At 58.6% G+C, this 15,184-nt stretch carries 18 protein-coding genes; 9 read left to right on the top strand and 9 right to left on the bottom strand.

Features of this window, described 5'->3' with window-relative positions; all coding sequences use genetic code 11:
* Window positions 1-15: 15 nt before the first annotated feature.
* The 8 genes from MWR57_RS02090 to MWR57_RS02055 form a co-directional block, all read right to left on the bottom strand.
* Window positions 16-888 (bottom strand): M48 family metallopeptidase, encoded by an 873-nt coding sequence (locus tag MWR57_RS02090; RefSeq protein WP_423123131.1) that lies wholly within the window; start codon window positions 886-888, stop codon window positions 16-18.
* Window positions 885-2,273, bottom strand: a complete 1,389-nt coding sequence (locus MWR57_RS02085; protein ID WP_423123130.1) for an amino acid permease — start codon at window positions 2,271-2,273, stop codon at window positions 885-887. Before MWR57_RS02085 ends, MWR57_RS02090 begins: the two co-directional genes overlap by 4 nt.
* 69 nt (window positions 2,274-2,342) lie before the next feature.
* Entirely contained in the window at window positions 2,343-2,780 is a 438-nt protein-coding gene (locus MWR57_RS02080; RefSeq protein WP_423123129.1) for an SH3 domain-containing protein, read from the bottom strand.
* A 25-nt stretch (window positions 2,781-2,805) separates the two neighbouring features.
* Complete coding sequence (locus MWR57_RS02075) at window positions 2,806-3,699, bottom strand: 4Fe-4S binding protein (RefSeq protein ID WP_423123128.1); 894 nt, start codon at window positions 3,697-3,699, stop codon at window positions 2,806-2,808.
* 1 nt (window position 3,700) lies between these two features.
* Window positions 3,701-3,871, bottom strand: a complete 171-nt coding sequence (locus MWR57_RS02070) for a CD1871A family CXXC motif-containing protein (protein WP_423123127.1) — start codon at window positions 3,869-3,871, stop codon at window positions 3,701-3,703.
* Between the two features lie 23 nt (window positions 3,872-3,894).
* Window positions 3,895-4,194 (bottom strand): MTH1187 family thiamine-binding protein, encoded by a 300-nt coding sequence (locus tag MWR57_RS02065; protein ID WP_423123126.1) that lies wholly within the window; start codon window positions 4,192-4,194, stop codon window positions 3,895-3,897.
* A gap of 118 nt (window positions 4,195-4,312) precedes the next feature.
* Window positions 4,313-4,690, bottom strand: a complete 378-nt coding sequence (locus MWR57_RS02060; RefSeq protein WP_423123125.1) for a PilZ domain-containing protein — start codon at window positions 4,688-4,690, stop codon at window positions 4,313-4,315.
* A 35-nt stretch (window positions 4,691-4,725) separates the two neighbouring features.
* Window positions 4,726-5,763, bottom strand: coding sequence for a hypothetical protein (locus MWR57_RS02055; RefSeq protein WP_423123124.1), 1,038 nt, complete (start codon window positions 5,761-5,763; stop codon window positions 4,726-4,728).
* Window positions 5,764-6,020: 257 nt separating this feature from the next.
* On the opposite strand from MWR57_RS02055, the gene MWR57_RS02050 reads away from it, so the two are divergent.
* The 9 genes from MWR57_RS02050 to MWR57_RS02010 all read left to right on the top strand — a co-directional run bounded on the left by MWR57_RS02050 (window position 6,021) and on the right by MWR57_RS02010 (window position 14,932).
* A complete protein-coding gene (locus MWR57_RS02050; protein ID WP_423123123.1) occupies window positions 6,021-6,803 on the top strand; it encodes a prepilin peptidase in 783 nt (260 codons plus the stop codon).
* Window positions 6,804-7,091: 288 nt separating this feature from the next.
* Window positions 7,092-7,547, top strand: coding sequence for a cytochrome c nitrite reductase small subunit (nrfH, locus tag MWR57_RS02045; protein WP_423123122.1), 456 nt, complete (start codon window positions 7,092-7,094; stop codon window positions 7,545-7,547).
* Between the two features lie 24 nt (window positions 7,548-7,571).
* Window positions 7,572-9,032 (top strand): ammonia-forming cytochrome c nitrite reductase subunit c552, encoded by a 1,461-nt coding sequence (locus MWR57_RS02040; RefSeq protein WP_423123121.1) that lies wholly within the window; start codon window positions 7,572-7,574, stop codon window positions 9,030-9,032.
* 453 nt (window positions 9,033-9,485) lie between these two features.
* Window positions 9,486-9,863, top strand: coding sequence for a hypothetical protein (locus MWR57_RS02035; RefSeq protein ID WP_423123120.1), 378 nt, complete (start codon window positions 9,486-9,488; stop codon window positions 9,861-9,863).
* A 2-nt stretch (window positions 9,864-9,865) separates the two neighbouring features.
* On the top strand, window positions 9,866-12,184 hold the full coding sequence (locus MWR57_RS02030) for a molybdopterin oxidoreductase family protein (protein WP_423123119.1): 2,319 nt from the start codon (window positions 9,866-9,868) through the stop codon (window positions 12,182-12,184).
* Between the two features lie 286 nt (window positions 12,185-12,470).
* Window positions 12,471-12,698: a chaperone NapD gene (locus tag MWR57_RS02025; RefSeq protein ID WP_423123118.1), complete on the top strand. Its 228-nt coding sequence runs from the start codon at window positions 12,471-12,473 to the stop codon at window positions 12,696-12,698.
* Complete coding sequence (locus MWR57_RS02020) at window positions 12,691-13,170, top strand: 4Fe-4S dicluster domain-containing protein (protein ID WP_423123117.1); 480 nt, start codon at window positions 12,691-12,693, stop codon at window positions 13,168-13,170. The genes MWR57_RS02025 and MWR57_RS02020 overlap by 8 nt, the downstream gene beginning before the upstream one ends.
* Window positions 13,167-13,961, top strand: coding sequence for a 4Fe-4S binding protein (locus tag MWR57_RS02015; protein ID WP_423123116.1), 795 nt, complete (start codon window positions 13,167-13,169; stop codon window positions 13,959-13,961). Before MWR57_RS02020 ends, MWR57_RS02015 begins: the two co-directional genes overlap by 4 nt.
* A gap of 164 nt (window positions 13,962-14,125) precedes the next feature.
* Window positions 14,126-14,932, top strand: a complete 807-nt coding sequence (locus MWR57_RS02010) for an NYN domain-containing protein (protein ID WP_423123115.1) — start codon at window positions 14,126-14,128, stop codon at window positions 14,930-14,932.
* A 12-nt stretch (window positions 14,933-14,944) separates the two neighbouring features.
* Here the strand turns inward: MWR57_RS02010 and MWR57_RS02005 are convergent.
* Window positions 14,945-15,184, bottom strand: a 240-nt coding sequence (locus MWR57_RS02005) for a hypothetical protein (RefSeq protein WP_423123114.1), incomplete at its 5' end; no start/stop codon positions are given.

Genomic DNA, 15,184 nt, shown 5'->3' with positions numbered 1-15,184 from the left:
GGCAGGGCTGGATTTTTAGAGAGAATGCGGGATGGGGAGCAGCGCCTTCAGGTGTGCATACAGCGATTGGAGCAGCAGCCGGAGGCGCGTCAGGATGGCGGCGATGGTGTGGCCGGTTTTCGCCGGGGCTGCCGGTTCTTTTTCCAGCCGGTCGGCCCGAACACCTGGGGCAGGATGGCTGGCTAGAAAGGAGTGGTTGTTGCCCAGGGTGGCAAGTTTCCGCAGGGCCGAGATCGCTGGTTTCCGGTCGTATCCCTGGCGTTCCAGGAAACCGGCGCCGTAGTCATCCGCCTCCCGCTCCTCCTGTTGGGAGAACTGGGCGTTCACCAGGAGTTCCGTAAACCCTCCAAGCTGGGAGGCGGCGATGGCGCCGGCTGTGCCGGCCTGGGAGGCGATGCCTTTGCGCAGGGCGCTGGCCGCATAGGCAAGCTGCAGTTTTTTGCGGATATGGTTTCGCACCACATGGCCCATCTCATGGCCGATGACAAAGCGTAGCTCCCCGTCGTCCATCATCTCCATGAGGCCGCTGTAGAGCCGGATGGTCCCGTCCGCCATGGCAAAGGCGTTGATCTCCGGGGAAAGATAGACCTTGCAGGTGAAGCGAAAGCCATCCGCGTCAAGGTGCTGGCCAGTAAGACGTGCGAGCCTCCGGGCATAGCGGGAGTCGGGAGGGGCCAGATGATTTTTGCCGTCGCTCTGGAGGGATGCCTGCTGGGCAAGATGCTGCACGTCGCGGTCGGAGAGAGTGACGGCCTGCACGGCCTCAAGGCCGGCCTCCGTGGCCAGTTGCAGGTCGGTGTTTTCGCAGCCGGAAAGTGCCAGCAGGCAGAAAGCAAGGAGGCAGACGCGAGAGAGCCTGGAGCGAGTCGGGCATCCGGAGGCAATCAACTGTCTTGACCTCTCAGTTTGCTGTGGCGGATCGAATAGGTGAAATAGATCACTACTCCGATTGCCAGCCAGATTGCGAAACGCAGCCAGGTAACCCAGGGTAAAAATGCCATGAGCGCAGCGCAGGAGAAAGCGCCGAGCAGCGGGAACACCGGGTTGAGCGGGTTTTTGAAGGGCCGGTGCAGGTGCGGCTGCTTGATGCGCAAAACGACCACCCCCAGGCAGACCAAGACAAAGGCGGCCAGGGTGCCGATATTCACCAATTCGGCCAGCTCGCCCAAGGGGATGAAGCCGGCGATCAGGGCGATGATCAGGCCGCAGAGTCCGATGACCCGCACCGGGGTTTTGGTTTTGGGATGCACCTGGGCGAAAAACGGCGGCATCAGGCCGTCGCGGGACATGGCGAAGAAGACCCTGGTCAGCCCGTAATAGAGGACGAGCATCACCGTGGTCAATCCGGCGATAACCCCGGTGGCGACCAGGGCCGAGGCCCAGTTGATCCCCAGCAGGTGGAGGGAGTGGGCCACGGGCGAAGGCACGTTGAGCTGGGTGTAGGGCACCACTCCGGTGAGCAATCCGGCGACCGCGATATAGATGACGGTGCAGAAAACCAGGGAAAAGATGATGCCGAAGGGCACGTCGCGCTGCGGGTTCTTTGCCTCTTCCGCTGCGGTGGAAACCGCGTCGAAGCCCACATAGGCAAAAAACACCATGGCCGCGCCGGCCAGCACCCCGACGGGTTTGCCTTCCGGGCTCTCGCCGCTCCAGCCATAGGGCATGAACGGGCTCCAGTTTTCCGGATTGACGTGGAAGATGGCCACGCCGATGAACACCGCAATGGTCAGCAGCTTGACAAAGACCATCACCATGTTGGTGCGGGCGCTCTCCCGCATGCCCAGCATGAGCAGAACCATGAGGATCAGGACGATGCCCGCGGCCGGCAGGTTGATGATGCCGCCCAGGATGGGGGCCTTGGTCAGGGCGTCCGGCAGGGCGAGGCCCACGGCGGTGAGGGCGTTGTTGAAGTAGCCGGCCCAGCCGTTGGCCACGGCGGCGGTGGCCACCCCGTATTCAAGAATCAAATCCCAACCGATGATCCAGGCGATCAGCTCGCCGAAGGCTGCGTAACTGTACCCGTAGGCGCTGCCGCAGCCTCCCACGGCGGCGGCAAGTTCGGCATAGGCCAGGGCCGCGAAGGCGCAGGCGATTCCGGCGATGACAAAGGAGAGGATCACCGCGGGCCCGGCCTGGGTGGCGGCGGCGATGCCGGTGCCGATGATCGCTCCGATCCCCAGCAGAGTGAGATCAAAGGCGGTGAGGCATTTGTGGAGGCCGGTATGGTCGAAATCGTCCGGGGTCGTGGTCTTGGTGCGGAATATTTTCATGGTTCTGCCTGGATGCGCGGAGTGATAAAGACGGGCTTGAGAAGCAGGTCTATTACATGAAAGAAGGGCTCACCACCCCCAGAGCGTATCGCGTTGAATCCAGCCGACGAGGCCGGATTCGTGCTTGATCTGGACCCAGCCCTTTTGATGTTTGAGAGTCCGCAACACCACGCCGCGTTTGGCATTGCCCACAACGCGCTGGTTTGTTCCGGGGCCGGTCCGGATGACGGCCTTTTCCGTTTTGACAATCAAATGGGGGATTTTGCTTACCAGCGTTTTACTGATCCAGCCCGTGTCCGATTCATAGTCGGTCACCTTGAGCCACTTGCCCTTGCGGCTCACCACCCTCAAGGGATACCCCGTGCCCAGTTCAAACTTGATCGGATGGTTCACTCCCGGCCCGGAACGTATCCGTGCCTTGGGCGTTTTGATGCTCACCATTTCCGCGTGGGCCAGCGAGGTGAAAAACAATAGGAAAACGATTCCGAAACAGAGTCGCCGGATCATACAAACCTCCTTGCGCTATGTGGTGTTACGGTTTACTGGCAGGGGACAGTCCCTTGTCCGGAACGGCCAAGGGAATACCGCCTATTTCCAGAGAGATGGCGTCGAACTGGCAGGCCTTGTTCATGCAGGCCAGGCAGGTGATGCACTCGGGGTCATTGGGGGATTCATTGAATTTGACCCCCATGGGGCAGACATGGTGGCAGGCTTTGCAATTGGTGCATTTGGCTTCATCGAGGTGCAGCTTGATCAAGCGGACCTTGCTGAAGAGCGCGTAAAAAGCGCCCAGGGGGCAGGCGGTTCGGCAAAAGGGCCGGCTGGAAAAGACGGCCCAGGTCAGAAAAAGGAGCATGATCACGAACTTGTTGAGAAAAAGCAGGCCGATGGTGCTGCGCAGATTGGGCTGGAGCAGGAGCATGGGGATGCCTGCTTCCAGGGTGCCGGCCGGGCAGACGAACTTGCAGAACCAGGGGCTGCCGGTGCCGAACTCGTCAACAAGCACCAGCGGCAGCACCACGACAAAGAGGAGCAGGAAGACGTATTTGCCGTGGGAGAGGATGCGCGGGATTCTGAATTTCCGCGAGGGGATCTTGTGCAGCAGTTCCTGGATAAAGCCGAAGGGACAGGCCCAACCGCAGATCATCCTGCCGAGCAACCCGCCGAGCACGCCGATGGAGCCGAGCACCGAAAAGCCGAAATAGTACTGGCCGTTTTCCAGGGCGAAGCGCAACCCGCCCAGCAGTTGCTGGATCGAGCCCATGGGGCAGTAAGTGGTGGCCGCCGGGCAGGAGTAGCAGTTCAAGCCGGGTGCGCAGATGACCTTGAGCGGACCCTGGTAGAGGGTTTTAGTGAAGGGGAAGGACCAGGAGCCGTTGGTGAGAATTGCGACGATCACCTGAATCCATTTGCGGGCGGCTTCCATTTCAGCCTATCCCTATGCAGCTCAGGCAGACCTGGAGGGCCTGCTCCAGAACCCGGGCCGGTTCCCCGGTGGCGACGCCGATCAGCCAGAGGAGGAGAAAGGCGGTGATCACCACAAAGGGCGCCTTGCGGAGGGTTCTTTTTGTACGGGGTTCGCGGGTAGCCTGGCTCATGGTTGTTTCATCCGGAATTTTTTTTAGGCGAGGCGGGCTTGGACCGCGGCGGTTTTATCGCCCAGCGTCACATCCTTGTCGCGCCGTTCGTCGAGCACCAGTTGGGTTACGACCCGTTGCACTCCGCTGGTGAAGGGCAGTTCATGCAACCGGGCGGCAAGGGCAAAAAGCGCCTGGGGCTCGCCCTCGATGATCGTTCCCATGTCGGTCAGTTTGTGGGGGACGCCTTCCCTGCGCAACACCTCCTGGATATCGGCCACATATTGCCCCACGCTTGGGGTTTGGGTGCCCAGGGGGATGATGTTCAACTGCATGATCGCCATGGTTCATTCCGCTGCAAGGGTTGTGTTCGTAAAGATGGAAAATAACGCAGAGCGGCACCCGGCGCAAAGTAAAAAGGGATTCAGCGCCGGGATAGAGCAAAAAAATGACGATTGACCGTCATTGCGTGTCTTGGAAATTCTCGATTTGCGTGGAAAGCTCCTCGTCCAGCACGTCCGGATCTTCGCTGTTGTAGTAGAGGATGTTTTTGAGGTGAAAGAAGCTGTCCAGGTCCATCTCGTAAAAGTGCAGGGCCAGCCCATCTTCTTCCACCCGCACAACCGTGCCCTTCATTTTCAGGGTCAGGTGGCTGGTTGAGCCCACCAGCCGCAAGGAAACCAGACAGTTTTCGCCGAGCTTGTGCCCGGTAACGCCGAGCACGAAGACTCCTTTGAGGCTCAGGTCCGCGGTTTCGCACTCCGCATGGCTTCGATCCGGAAAGTCCAGACCGATGATGACCTGAAACGGCACCCGAGTGTTTTTGCGTTTGTTTTTCATGGTTGCATCCTCTTGTCCTGCGGTCTGGCCGCCTGTTACACCGGCATGAAGAGAAAACCCTCCCGTTCGAGCAACTGGCTGATGTTCAGCAGTTGCAACTCCCGGTCTTCGCCAAGTCGGGCCGGGCCGACAATGTCGCCGTTTTTTGCCCGCGTCAGGGAGAGCAGCGGGGTTGCTTGCGGTTCAATGGAGCGGCAGAGGATAACCCCGTGCCAGTTGCCGTTGCTCACCACCACCAGCATGGCGGCTTCTTCGTCGGGGATATCCGCAAGGGTCATGCCCCTGGGGACCATGAGGGGGAGAATAAGCTTTTTCAGCTTGTTGTTTTTGAGCAGGGCGAGGGAGCCTTGCATCTGGCCGGAGAGGCGGCCAAACCAGCCTCCCAGATCCTTCAGGGGAATCTGGCTGCTGTGGATGTATTTTTTTCTCTTTTTTGGGGAGAGGGGCTTGATGATGGCGATGTGTTCCTCGGCAATGGCCAAGGACATCCTGCCGACGGTGATGGGGCGGATCATGTCCCCGGGCTGGATCGGCAGGGGTTTCGGCTCCGCAACCTTGGGCGCGGATTTGCCGGGGACCATGCCTGCTGGGTTGTGTCCGGTTTTCTGCCGGGCAGGAGGAGGTGCGACGTCCTCCAGGGAGATCGGCTCTTCCCAAGGCTCCAAGTCGGCGGGCGGTCCCGCCGGCGGGACCGCCGGTGCGGGCTCCCCGCTCTTTTCGGCGGCCACCTTTTCCTTGAGCTTGGCAAACTTGCCATACACCCGCTTGAACACCTCGGCATCCCTGTCCGGATCGAATTTGGTGTCCTCATACATGTTGACCACATGGGCCATGGTTTCCTTGAGGAAATCGATAAACTCAGGGGGTATCCGGCCTTGCCGCTTCTGGGCGTAAAGCAGAATGCTGTCCGCCATGGTCAGGATGGCCAGGGCGTTTTTCCGGGTATTGAAGCGGTTTTTCAGGCAGGTAAAGGCCGCCTGCAGGGGCTCTATTTTTTTTGGGGATAGGCTCCAGTCCTGGGAGAGAATCTCTGTTTTTAGTTTCTGGATGGATTCGTCGAGGGAAAGAATCACCGGTAATACTCCACGGCCATGGGCTTTAAATAAGGGAGGGAGAAGGGCCTGCGCGGTTTTGTGCCGCGCAGGCCTTTTCTCGTGCTATTGCATCCATTCCTGTCAGGGGCGGGATGATCTTTTCAGGTCAAGCTGGGGTAATGCCCTATTGTGACTGGAAATTTTCTAGGGTACTATAGCAGAAATTTTCGTGGTTTGGCAACAGGCAGTTACGGGGCGGCTTCCTCCCAAGCCGTTGACGCAAGGAAACACGACGCATGGTTGAACATATGCTTTCTTTTTTTGTCGCCCTGTTCGGGGCGTTGGTCGGCAGCTTTCTCAATGTGGTCATTGTGCGGCTGCCCGAGGAAGGGGGGTCCGTGGTTTTTCCCCCCTCCCATTGCCCGGTCTGCAAAAAATCCATCGCCTGGTACGACAACATCCCCTTGCTGAGTTTTCTGCTGCTGCGCGGCAGATGTCGGCAGTGCGGGGTGCGGATCTCCTGGCGCTACCCCCTGGTGGAGGGAGCCACGGCGCTCATGGCCTTGGCGCTGTATCTCCATTTCGGCCCCACCATTCTTTTCCCCATCTATTTTCTTTTTTGCGCCGCCCTGATTGCGGTCATTTTCATCGATTTTCAGCACCAGATCATTCCCGATGTGATCAGCCTGCCCGGCATCGTTCTCGGGTTTGGCCTCTCCTTTGTTAATCCGTTCGTCGCCTGGCAGGACGCCGGGTTGGGGGTTCTCTTCGGCGGCGGGAGCTTTTATCTGGTCGCCCTGGTCTATTATCTGCTCACCAAACGGGAAGGCATGGGCGGCGGCGATATCAAGCTGCTGGCCATGATCGGCGCGTTTTTGGGCTGGCAAGCGCTGCCCTTTGTGGTGTTCGGCAGTTCGTTGCTGGGCACGGTGGCGGGCGTCGGAGCCATGATCAAACAGCGCAAGGGCGGCAAGACCGTGATCCCCTATGGGCCATTCCTGGCCATCGCGGCCATGCTCTATCTTTTTTTCCGGCAGGAGATTCTTTTGCTGTTTGTCCGGTTTGTGCTCCATCGTTAACCCTGGCCGTTTCCCCGCAGCAGCCTTCTTTGGCGGGTGCCCGCCGCTTGCCTGAGTTTTCCCTCCTCTGTGCGAACCACCCCATCTTTACCGAATATTTACCGTCATTAACACCACCTTTACGGGCATTGGTAGTATCATCTACAGATGAACGCGAGGGGAGACGGGAAGCAGGAAAAATACCCCCGTCTGTCAACGCCGTTGCAGGAGCATGAACATCATAATGCGTTCCAGCTTTGCCCCGCTGGAATAAGAGCAACAATTACAAGTCAACAAAAAGGAGGATGCATGCAACTTCTGAAACCCAGAAAACACGTCGGGGCGCTTCTTGCGGCAGGCCTGGGCGGATTGGCGATTCTGGTCTTCCTGATGGTCGGCCCGCCACGCCTTCTGGCCAAATCGGAATCTCCGGCATTTTGCGCCGGCTGCCATGTGATGGAGGAACAGCACACCGCGTGGAGCCATGCCGGCGCCCACCGGAGGATTCGCTGCGTGGACTGCCATCTGCCCAACGGCGGACCCATCGGCCACTATTTCTGGAAGTCCATCGACGGCATGAAGGATGTCCTGTTCTTTCACTCGGGCCAGGTTCCCGAAAGAATCGTCCTGAGCGGCCACGGCAGCAAGGTAGTGCAGGCAAACTGTCTCCGCTGCCATGAAGAAACCGTATCCCGCATGGACACCACCCGGCAGTGCTGGAACTGTCACCGCCAATTACAACACCGATTGACCGGAACCATTTAATCGATCAAGGGAGGAGAAGAACCAATGAAGAAGACCACAAAAAAGAGGATGAAGCAAAGCGCGGTGCTGGCATTGATGGCGACCCTGGCACTTGGCGTGGGATGCGCCCCGGAAAAAGCAACCCCGGTGAAAACCGTGCAAATTGCCGACGGCGTGATCGACCCGGCCCAGTGGGGCAAGGCCTGGCCGGTGGAATACGATATGTGGAAAAAAACCGGCGAGCCGACGCCTGCAGGAAAAAGCAAGTATAAAAAAGGCAATGACGGCGGCGTTACCTATGACAAGCTTTCCGAGTTCCCCTTCCTGGCCCTGCTTTTTAACGGCTGGGGCTTTGGCGTTGAGTACAACGAACCCCGGGGCCATCTCAACATGCGCAAGGATCAATCCCTGGTGGATCCTTCCCGGATCAAGGCCGGCGGCGCCTGCTTGACCTGCAAAACCCCGTATGCTGTTCAACTCGAACAGAAAATGGGCAAGGATTATTATGCCAAGCCCTATAACGACGTGCTGGCGGAGATTCCCAAGGAGCATCAGGACCTCGGCGTTGCCTGTATCGATTGCCACGACAACAAGGACATGTCGCTCAAGATCTCCCGAGGCTTCACCCTGAGCAAGGCCCTGAAGACCATGGGCGTGGATGAGACCAAGCTGACCCACCAGGACAAACGCTCCCTGGTCTGCGCCCAGTGCCATGTGACCTACTCCATCCCTAAGGACGCAGACATGAAATCCGTGGATGTGTTCTTCCCATGGGAAGGAAGCAAGTGGGGTCAGATGCCCGTGGAAAACATCATCAAGAAGATTCGCAGCGACGCGTCTTACGGCGAATGGAAACAGAGCGTCACCGGCTTCAAGATGGCGTTTATCCGCCATCCCGAGTTTGAGATGTACTCCAACAACAGTGTCCACTGGCAGGCCGGCGTTTCCTGCGCCGACTGCCATATGCCGTACACCAAGGTGGGCAGCCAGAAAGCCTCGGATCATCGGGTCATGAGCCCCTTGAAAAATGACATGAAGGCGTGTCAGCAATGCCACACCGAGACTCCTGAATGGCTGAAAGAGCAGGTCTTCGCCATTCAGGATCGGGCTGTCTCCATCTTTATCCGTTCCGGGTATGCCACGGCCACGGTGGCCAAACTCTTTGAGATGGCTCACAAGGCCCAGGCCGAAGGCAAGGAAATCAACAAGGATCTGTACGCCCAGGCCAAGGATCATTACGAAGAGGCATTTTACCGGGTGATCTTCTTCGGGGCGGAAAACTCCGTTGGATTCCATAATCCCACCGAGGCCATGCGTATTTTGGGCGATGCCGCCCTCCGCGCCGGACAGGCGGAAGCGCTGCTCCGTCAGGGCTTGACCGCTGCGGGTGTCGCCGTGCCGGCCAAGATCGACCTGGAGCTGCCCAAATATCTGAACAACCGTGGTGAGAGGAAGCTCATGTTCAATCAGGAACAGGAGTTTAAAGACCCCTTCGCCGCAAAATAAGCGCACCCTGTTCCCGGCGCGGGATTTTCCCGTGCCGGGAATGTTCCCATCCGTATCGGTTTTACGCCCCCGCCTCCCACTGGGAATCGGGGGCTTTTTTGGGTTGCGGGTGCGGCGCCTCGCGTGTCCGTAAACCTTGAAACCCATCCGTCTATCCCCGGCCCTCTGCCAAGTTCCCTTCCCCCTGTGTTCCAAGACCGGCAATTTGCTTTGCAGCCTCCCATCTTTACCGATTCTTTACCGCCATTAACAACACCTTTACGGGCACTTGCTATATGCTGAACACTATCGGAGGCGTGAGAATTTAGCTGCGGGCACGCACAGCAATATCAAGGGCATGGGCCGCCACAGTTCCCTGCCCGACATCTCGCGGCCCGGTGCTTTTTTTTTCGGGGGCATTCCCCGAGCAACTGTGACCGTCGTCGCTGCCGCGTTCGATGGGAAGGAGGGATCATGAAGCGATTGCTCGTACTGATTGGCTTGTGTCTGCTCATGCAGCCGCAGGTGGTGCTGGGAGCCGCGGGGAAACATCCGGCCATTCCGGGGAACCAGGAATGCGGCGAATGCCACGGAGACCAGGAAAAGGCCTGGTTTGACGGAAAACACGGGTTGATGAACGTCAAATGCATCGTCTGCCACGGCTCGACGGAGAAAAATTTCACGGCCAGCCCCGGCCTTGGGGCCTGTCGCGGTTGCCATGCAGAGCAGGTTGCCCAGGCGCAAAAGAGCAAAGGAAAGGAGGGAAAGAGCTGCTTTCCCTGTCATGATCCCCATGCCGTCACGGTTCAGGGTGGGGCGGCCACGCCGTATCACACACAGGGAGGCAAATAACCATGAAACTGACACGAAGAGAACTCATGAAATATTCGGCCGCCCTGGCCGCCGCTTCGGCCATCGGTCTTGATCTGCCTATGCCCAAGGGCGTGCTGGCTGCGGCCGGTGAGCCGGACCATTGGGTGAAGGGCGTCTGCCGTTACTGCGGGGCCGGCTGCGGCGTTTACACCGGGGTCAGGGGCGGCAGGGTCGTGGCGGTGAAGGGCGACAAGGACAACTGGAACAAGGGGTTTCTTTGCCTCAAGGGCAATTTTCTTCCCGCCATCCTCTACGCCTCCGACCGTCTGCAGTATCCCCTGCTCCGCAAGGGCAATAAATTCGTCCGCATCTCCTGGGATCAGGCCATGGGAGTCATGGTCGATAAATTCCATGACTCCATCCGCAAAAACGGGCCCAACTCGGTGGCCTTCTACGGCTCCGGCCAGTCGTACACCGAGGAATCCTATTTCATCAACAAGCTGTTCAAGGGCGGGCTGGGCACCAACAATATCGACGGCAACCCCAGGCTGTGCATGGCCTCCGCCGCGGTCGGCTACGTTTCGACCTTCGGCAAGGACGAGCCCATGGGCGCCTATGACGACATCAACCATGCCGATTGTTTTTTCATCATCGGCTCCAACATGGCCGAGGCCCATCCGGTCATTTTCCGGATGCTGAACGAGCGCAAGCAAAAGGGCAAGGACGTGAAGATCATCATGGCCGACCCCCGAAAAACCCTGTCCGCCAGGATCGCGGACCTGCACATGAGCTTCACCCCCGGCACCGACCTGGCGATTTTGAATGCCATGGCCCATGTGATCATCAAGGAAAAGCTCCACAACAAGGATTTTGTCGATAAGCACACGATCTTTAAAACCATGGTCGATCCGGGGCCGCCGCCCAAGATCGCCAAGGTGACCTGGGACGATTATGTCAAATTCCTTGCGGACTACACCCCGGAAGCCGCCGAGAAGATCTCCGGCTGTCCGGCGGCGGAGATCGTCAAGGCAGCGCGCTGGTTCGCGACCTCCAAGGCAACCATGAGCTTCTGGTGCATGGGCTTGAACCAGCGGACCCGCGGCGTTTGGGCCAACAACATGGTGCACAATCTGCATCTGCTCACCGGCCAGATCTGCCGGCCCGGCGCCACCACCTTTTCCCTTACCGGTCAGCCCAATGCCTGCGGCGGTGTGCGCGACGGCGGGTTGTTGAGCCATCTGCTGCCCTACGGACGGTTGGTGGCCAACGAAAAGGACCGGGCGGAGATGGAGAAGTTCTGGGGGGTGCCCGCAGGCAGAATCCAGCCCAAGCCGGGGCTCACGGCCATGGAGATGTTCCAGGCGGTGAACAGCGGCGCCACCCGCTGTCTCTGGGTCGCCTGCACCAATCCCGGCCAGAGCCTGCCCAACGTGGATATCTACCGCAAGGGCATGGCCGCGACGGATTCTTTTTTGGTGGTGTCCGAGGCCTACCACCCGACGAGAACCTCGGAGCTTGCCGATCTGGTGCTGCCTGCAGCCCTCTGGGTGGAAAAAGACGGCACCTACGGGCAATCCGAGCGGCGCTACCAGTACGTCGAAAAGGCCATAAACCCGCCGGGCGAAGCGCGGCCGGATCTTTCGGTGATGATCGACTTCGCCAACCGGCTTATGGCTAAGCTGGGCCGGGGGGATGAGGGGAAGAGGCTCTTTGGCTACAAAAATTCCGAGGAGGTCTGGAACGAGATCCGCCTCTGCTCCAAGGGCACGGCCTATGATTTCATGGGCATGACCCGGGCCAGGATGAAAAAAGAGCACGGCCTGCAGTGGCCCTGCCCCACCGAAGACCATCCCGGCACGGTAAGGCGCTACACCTCGGAATACGACGTGCTGGTCAAGCAGCAGGATCCCAAGGCCGAGGGGGTGCTGTTTTACAGCGCCAAGGCGGACAACAACCGGGTGACCATCTGGCTCAGGCCCCACAAGGGACCGGCCGAGCCGCCCGATGCCGAATACCCCTTTGTCCTGACCACCGGCCGCCAGATCGAGCATTGGCACACCGGAACCATGACCCTCAAGGTGCCGGAGCTCAAGCGGTCCGCCCCGGACGCCTATGTGGAGATCAACCCCAGGGACGCCGCCAAGGTCGGGGTCAAAAACAAGGACAAGGTCAAGGTGACCTCCAGAAGGGGTTCCATTGTCCTGGAGGCCAAGGTGGTGGATGTGCCCCGGGACGGGTTGGTGTTCATGCCCATGCACTACCCGGACCGGATGATCAACTCGCTGACCACCGATGCCTACGACGCCATGTCCAAGCAGCCGGAATTCAAGATATGCGCGGTAAAGTTAGAAAAAGTGTAGTAACTGCCCAGCAGCACCGCATCTGCGTTGTCATCGGCCTGCTCATGTGCAATAGCACACTTCGCAGACCTCTTCCTAGCAGCTACGGCACTGCTGAACAGTTATGGTTCTTAGGGATTGGCTGAACAGTAGACTCCCCCTCCCTTGACGGGAGGGGGCTGGGGGGTGGGTGAAGGTGCCGACTGTCTCGTATCTGCCAGCTTCCCCCCCACCCTAACCCTCCCCCGCAGGTAAGCGCAGACTCCGAGGGGGGGGAGGGCACTTTAACAAAAAAACGGCGAAAAAAATGGCGATTGCAAGCGTGGTGGTGGCAACGGAGGCAGGGGCGGCCGAGGCAGTGCTGGCCGACCTGGCCCGGTTGCCCAATACCGAGGTGTACGGCAGCAAGGAAAACGAGATTGTCACGGTCATCGAGGCCGAATCGGTGGCAGCCCTGACCGAGGGGTTGCAGCGGCTGGCTGGGGTGGCACAGGTGGTCGGGGTCTATCCCGTCTACGCAGGCGCTGATGAGTAAGCATTTTTTACGACCGCCGGGCGCGGTGGCGGAAACGGATTTCCTCGGCCGTTGCATCCGTTGCGGCAAATGCGCGTTAGCCTGCCCCTACCGGGCGATCCGGATCGCCGGGCTGCTCGACGGTTTGACGGTCATGGGCACGCCGGTCATCCTGGCCCGGAAATCCCCCTGCTATCTCTGCATGAAGTGTCTGCCGGTATGCCCGTCCGGCGCCTTGGACAGCAGGGTGAAAAAACGGGAACAGGTCCGGATGGGGATTGCGCGGCTCAATAAAAAGGAGTGCCTGAACTGGCAGGGAACCTTCTGCCGGAGCTGTTACGACCATTGCCCCCTTTTCAATGAGGCGATCACCATGGACAGCGAGCTGCGGCCGGTGGTGAACGAGAAAAAATGCGTGGGCTGCGGGATCTGCGAGCATGTCTGTCCCGCCGATCCCGCGGCCATTATCGTAACCCCCAGGGGGGAAGGATGAAGATTACCCCGATCCGGAGAACCGTCCAGATGCTTTCCCTCGCCGGTATGGTGGCGGTGCCGCTGCTCAACAGCCGGGGGATCAGCGCGGTGAGCGGCAGCTTCTATTCCATGGAAATCGGCCCGCTGCTGTTGACCGATCCGCTCATCGCCCTCCAGCCCCTGCTTGCCACCATGACCATCGACCCCACGCTTCTGGACTCGGCCCTGATCCCGATCGGCCTCGCCCTGGTCCTGGGGAGGGTCTTTTGCAGTTGGGTGTGCCCCCAGAATACCCTGTCCGAGCTGTTCGACGCAGTGGGCGCCAGGCTGGGGCTTACCCGGCTGTGGACGCCCGTCCCGAGGCCGATAACCCGCTACGCGGTGCTGGCCCTGATCCTTGCCGCCACCCTGCTTTTCGGATTCCCCCTGGCCAGCCTGCTCTCGGCTCCGGGGATCATTTCGGTTCAGACCGCCCGGCTCATTTACGAAGGAACCGTGGGGCTGGAGCTGGCGTTCATCGGGACCATCATCCTGGCCGAACTCTTCCTGGTCCGCAGGGTTTGGTGCAACCACCTCTGCCCGGTGGGCAGCATGCTCAGCCTGTTTCGTTTCAGGAAAACCATGCGGGTCGTCATGGCCGAGGAGGGGGGAAACACCTGTCTCCATTGCCGGGAATGCGCCAAGGCGTGCCAGCTCGACCTCAATCCCATGGCTGGCAATATTGCTCCCCAGTGCCATAACTGCGGCGCCTGCATCGACGCCTGCCAGGAAATGACCGGGGAACGCAGACCGCTTTCCTTCCGCTTTTAGATCCGGTGGCCCGTCCTGGGTTGCCTGCTACTCCTCAAACCGATAACCGTTTTCCCAGGTTGACAAGCAGCCGAGCAGTATGGGATGCTCCTTGAAACTGTTTGGATGGTCGATTTCTATGCGAGGGAGTTCGATAATAATATTGTTATAAAATCGGAGTCATCATGGTATCCCCACGATTAGTAGCAAAAATTGAGTCCGAAGAACCTACCCTTCGATTGGCAGTTTTAATTGACGCTGACAATGCTCAAGCGACTGTTATTGAAGGGCTTCTTGCCGAAATTGCAAGATTTGGAGAGGCAACCGTGCGGCGCATTTATGGAGATTTCACCGCTCCAACGAGCGCTTCATGGAAAAAGGTATTGCAGAGATACGCCATTAAGCCGGTTCAACAATTTGCATATACAACCGGAAAGAACGCTACGGATAGTACTCTGATTATCGATGCGATGGATTTGCTATACACCCGGAAATTTGATGGTTTCTGCCTAATCACAAGCGACAGTGATTTTACAGGTCTTGCGATGCGATTGCGTGAAGAGGGACTCACTGTTCTTGGGTTTGGTGAAAAGAAAACACCGGAGGCGTTCCGCAATGCCTGCCACAAATTTGTGTTTACTGAAGTCCTTCGTCCAGAGACCGCGGTCAAGTCAGTCAGTCTGCCGTCAAAAGTTGAGAGTGGGAAGAAGTCTGTGTCATCTCAGACACCTGCCGAAGCAGCAGAGCTGGCGCATGAATTTCCAAAAGAATTCGTCCTAACTGCTCTTGAGCAGTCAACCGATGATGCTGGGTGGGCGCAGCTTGGGACCTTCGGGAGTTACCTTACAAAATTACAACCCGACTTCGATTCTAGGCTGTACGGGTACAAGAAGCTTTCTGATCTCGTTAAAGCAAAGACAGAACTCTTTGTGACTGAAGAACGGCAAGCACCAGGATCAAATCAGAAAGTTTTGTATCTGCGTGCGAAATAGTTTTCTAACCTTTCATTCCAGTCTGTAGGTCGGGTAGAGCAAAGCGAAACCCGACACGATAGCCTTGCGCAACACCTTGAATTTGTTCATTGCAGTCAGGTCAAGCACGGCTGAGGGTGTAAAAAGGATTGTGTAAATGGCCATTCCGGGGGTAGAAAAGTTCGCCCCCAACCAAGGAGAGAGATATGGCCATTTCCAAAGAAGTGCTTGACCAACTGATTGCCGATTACAAAAAGCCGGAAGACCTGATCG

This window comes from Hydrosulfovibrio ferrireducens (assembly GCF_046883345.1).
GTDB lineage: Bacteria > Desulfobacterota > Desulfobulbia > Desulfobulbales > Desulfurivibrionaceae > Thiovibrio > Thiovibrio ferrireducens.
This window is presented reverse-complemented; position numbering and strand designations above follow the sequence as displayed.

Excerpts from the sequence above, each read along its gene's own strand:
- MWR57_RS02085 (WP_423123130.1), bottom strand. The coding sequence starts at position 2,273 with ATGAAAATATTCCGCACCAAGACCACGACCCCGGACGATTTCGACCAT.
- MWR57_RS02080 (WP_423123129.1), bottom strand. The coding sequence starts at position 2,780 with ATGATCCGGCGACTCTGTTTCGGAATCGTTTTCCTATTGTTTTTCACC.
- MWR57_RS02075 (WP_423123128.1), bottom strand. The coding sequence starts at position 3,699 with ATGGAAGCCGCCCGCAAATGGATTCAGGTGATCGTCGCAATTCTCACC.
- MWR57_RS02070 (WP_423123127.1), bottom strand. The coding sequence starts at position 3,871 with ATGAGCCAGGCTACCCGCGAACCCCGTACAAAAAGAACCCTCCGCAAG.
- MWR57_RS02065 (WP_423123126.1), bottom strand. The coding sequence starts at position 4,194 with ATGGCGATCATGCAGTTGAACATCATCCCCCTGGGCACCCAAACCCCA.
- MWR57_RS02060 (WP_423123125.1), bottom strand. The coding sequence starts at position 4,690 with ATGAAAAACAAACGCAAAAACACTCGGGTGCCGTTTCAGGTCATCATC.
- MWR57_RS02050 (WP_423123123.1), top strand. The coding sequence starts at position 6,021 with ATGGTTGAACATATGCTTTCTTTTTTTGTCGCCCTGTTCGGGGCGTTG.
- nrfH (WP_423123122.1), top strand. The coding sequence starts at position 7,092 with ATGCAACTTCTGAAACCCAGAAAACACGTCGGGGCGCTTCTTGCGGCA.
- MWR57_RS02040 (WP_423123121.1), top strand. The coding sequence starts at position 7,572 with ATGAAGAAGACCACAAAAAAGAGGATGAAGCAAAGCGCGGTGCTGGCA.
- MWR57_RS02035 (WP_423123120.1), top strand. The coding sequence starts at position 9,486 with ATGAAGCGATTGCTCGTACTGATTGGCTTGTGTCTGCTCATGCAGCCG.
- MWR57_RS02030 (WP_423123119.1), top strand. The coding sequence starts at position 9,866 with ATGAAACTGACACGAAGAGAACTCATGAAATATTCGGCCGCCCTGGCC.
- MWR57_RS02025 (WP_423123118.1), top strand. The coding sequence starts at position 12,471 with ATGGCGATTGCAAGCGTGGTGGTGGCAACGGAGGCAGGGGCGGCCGAG.
- MWR57_RS02020 (WP_423123117.1), top strand. The coding sequence starts at position 12,691 with ATGAGTAAGCATTTTTTACGACCGCCGGGCGCGGTGGCGGAAACGGAT.
- MWR57_RS02015 (WP_423123116.1), top strand. The coding sequence starts at position 13,167 with ATGAAGATTACCCCGATCCGGAGAACCGTCCAGATGCTTTCCCTCGCC.
- MWR57_RS02010 (WP_423123115.1), top strand. The coding sequence starts at position 14,126 with ATGGTATCCCCACGATTAGTAGCAAAAATTGAGTCCGAAGAACCTACC.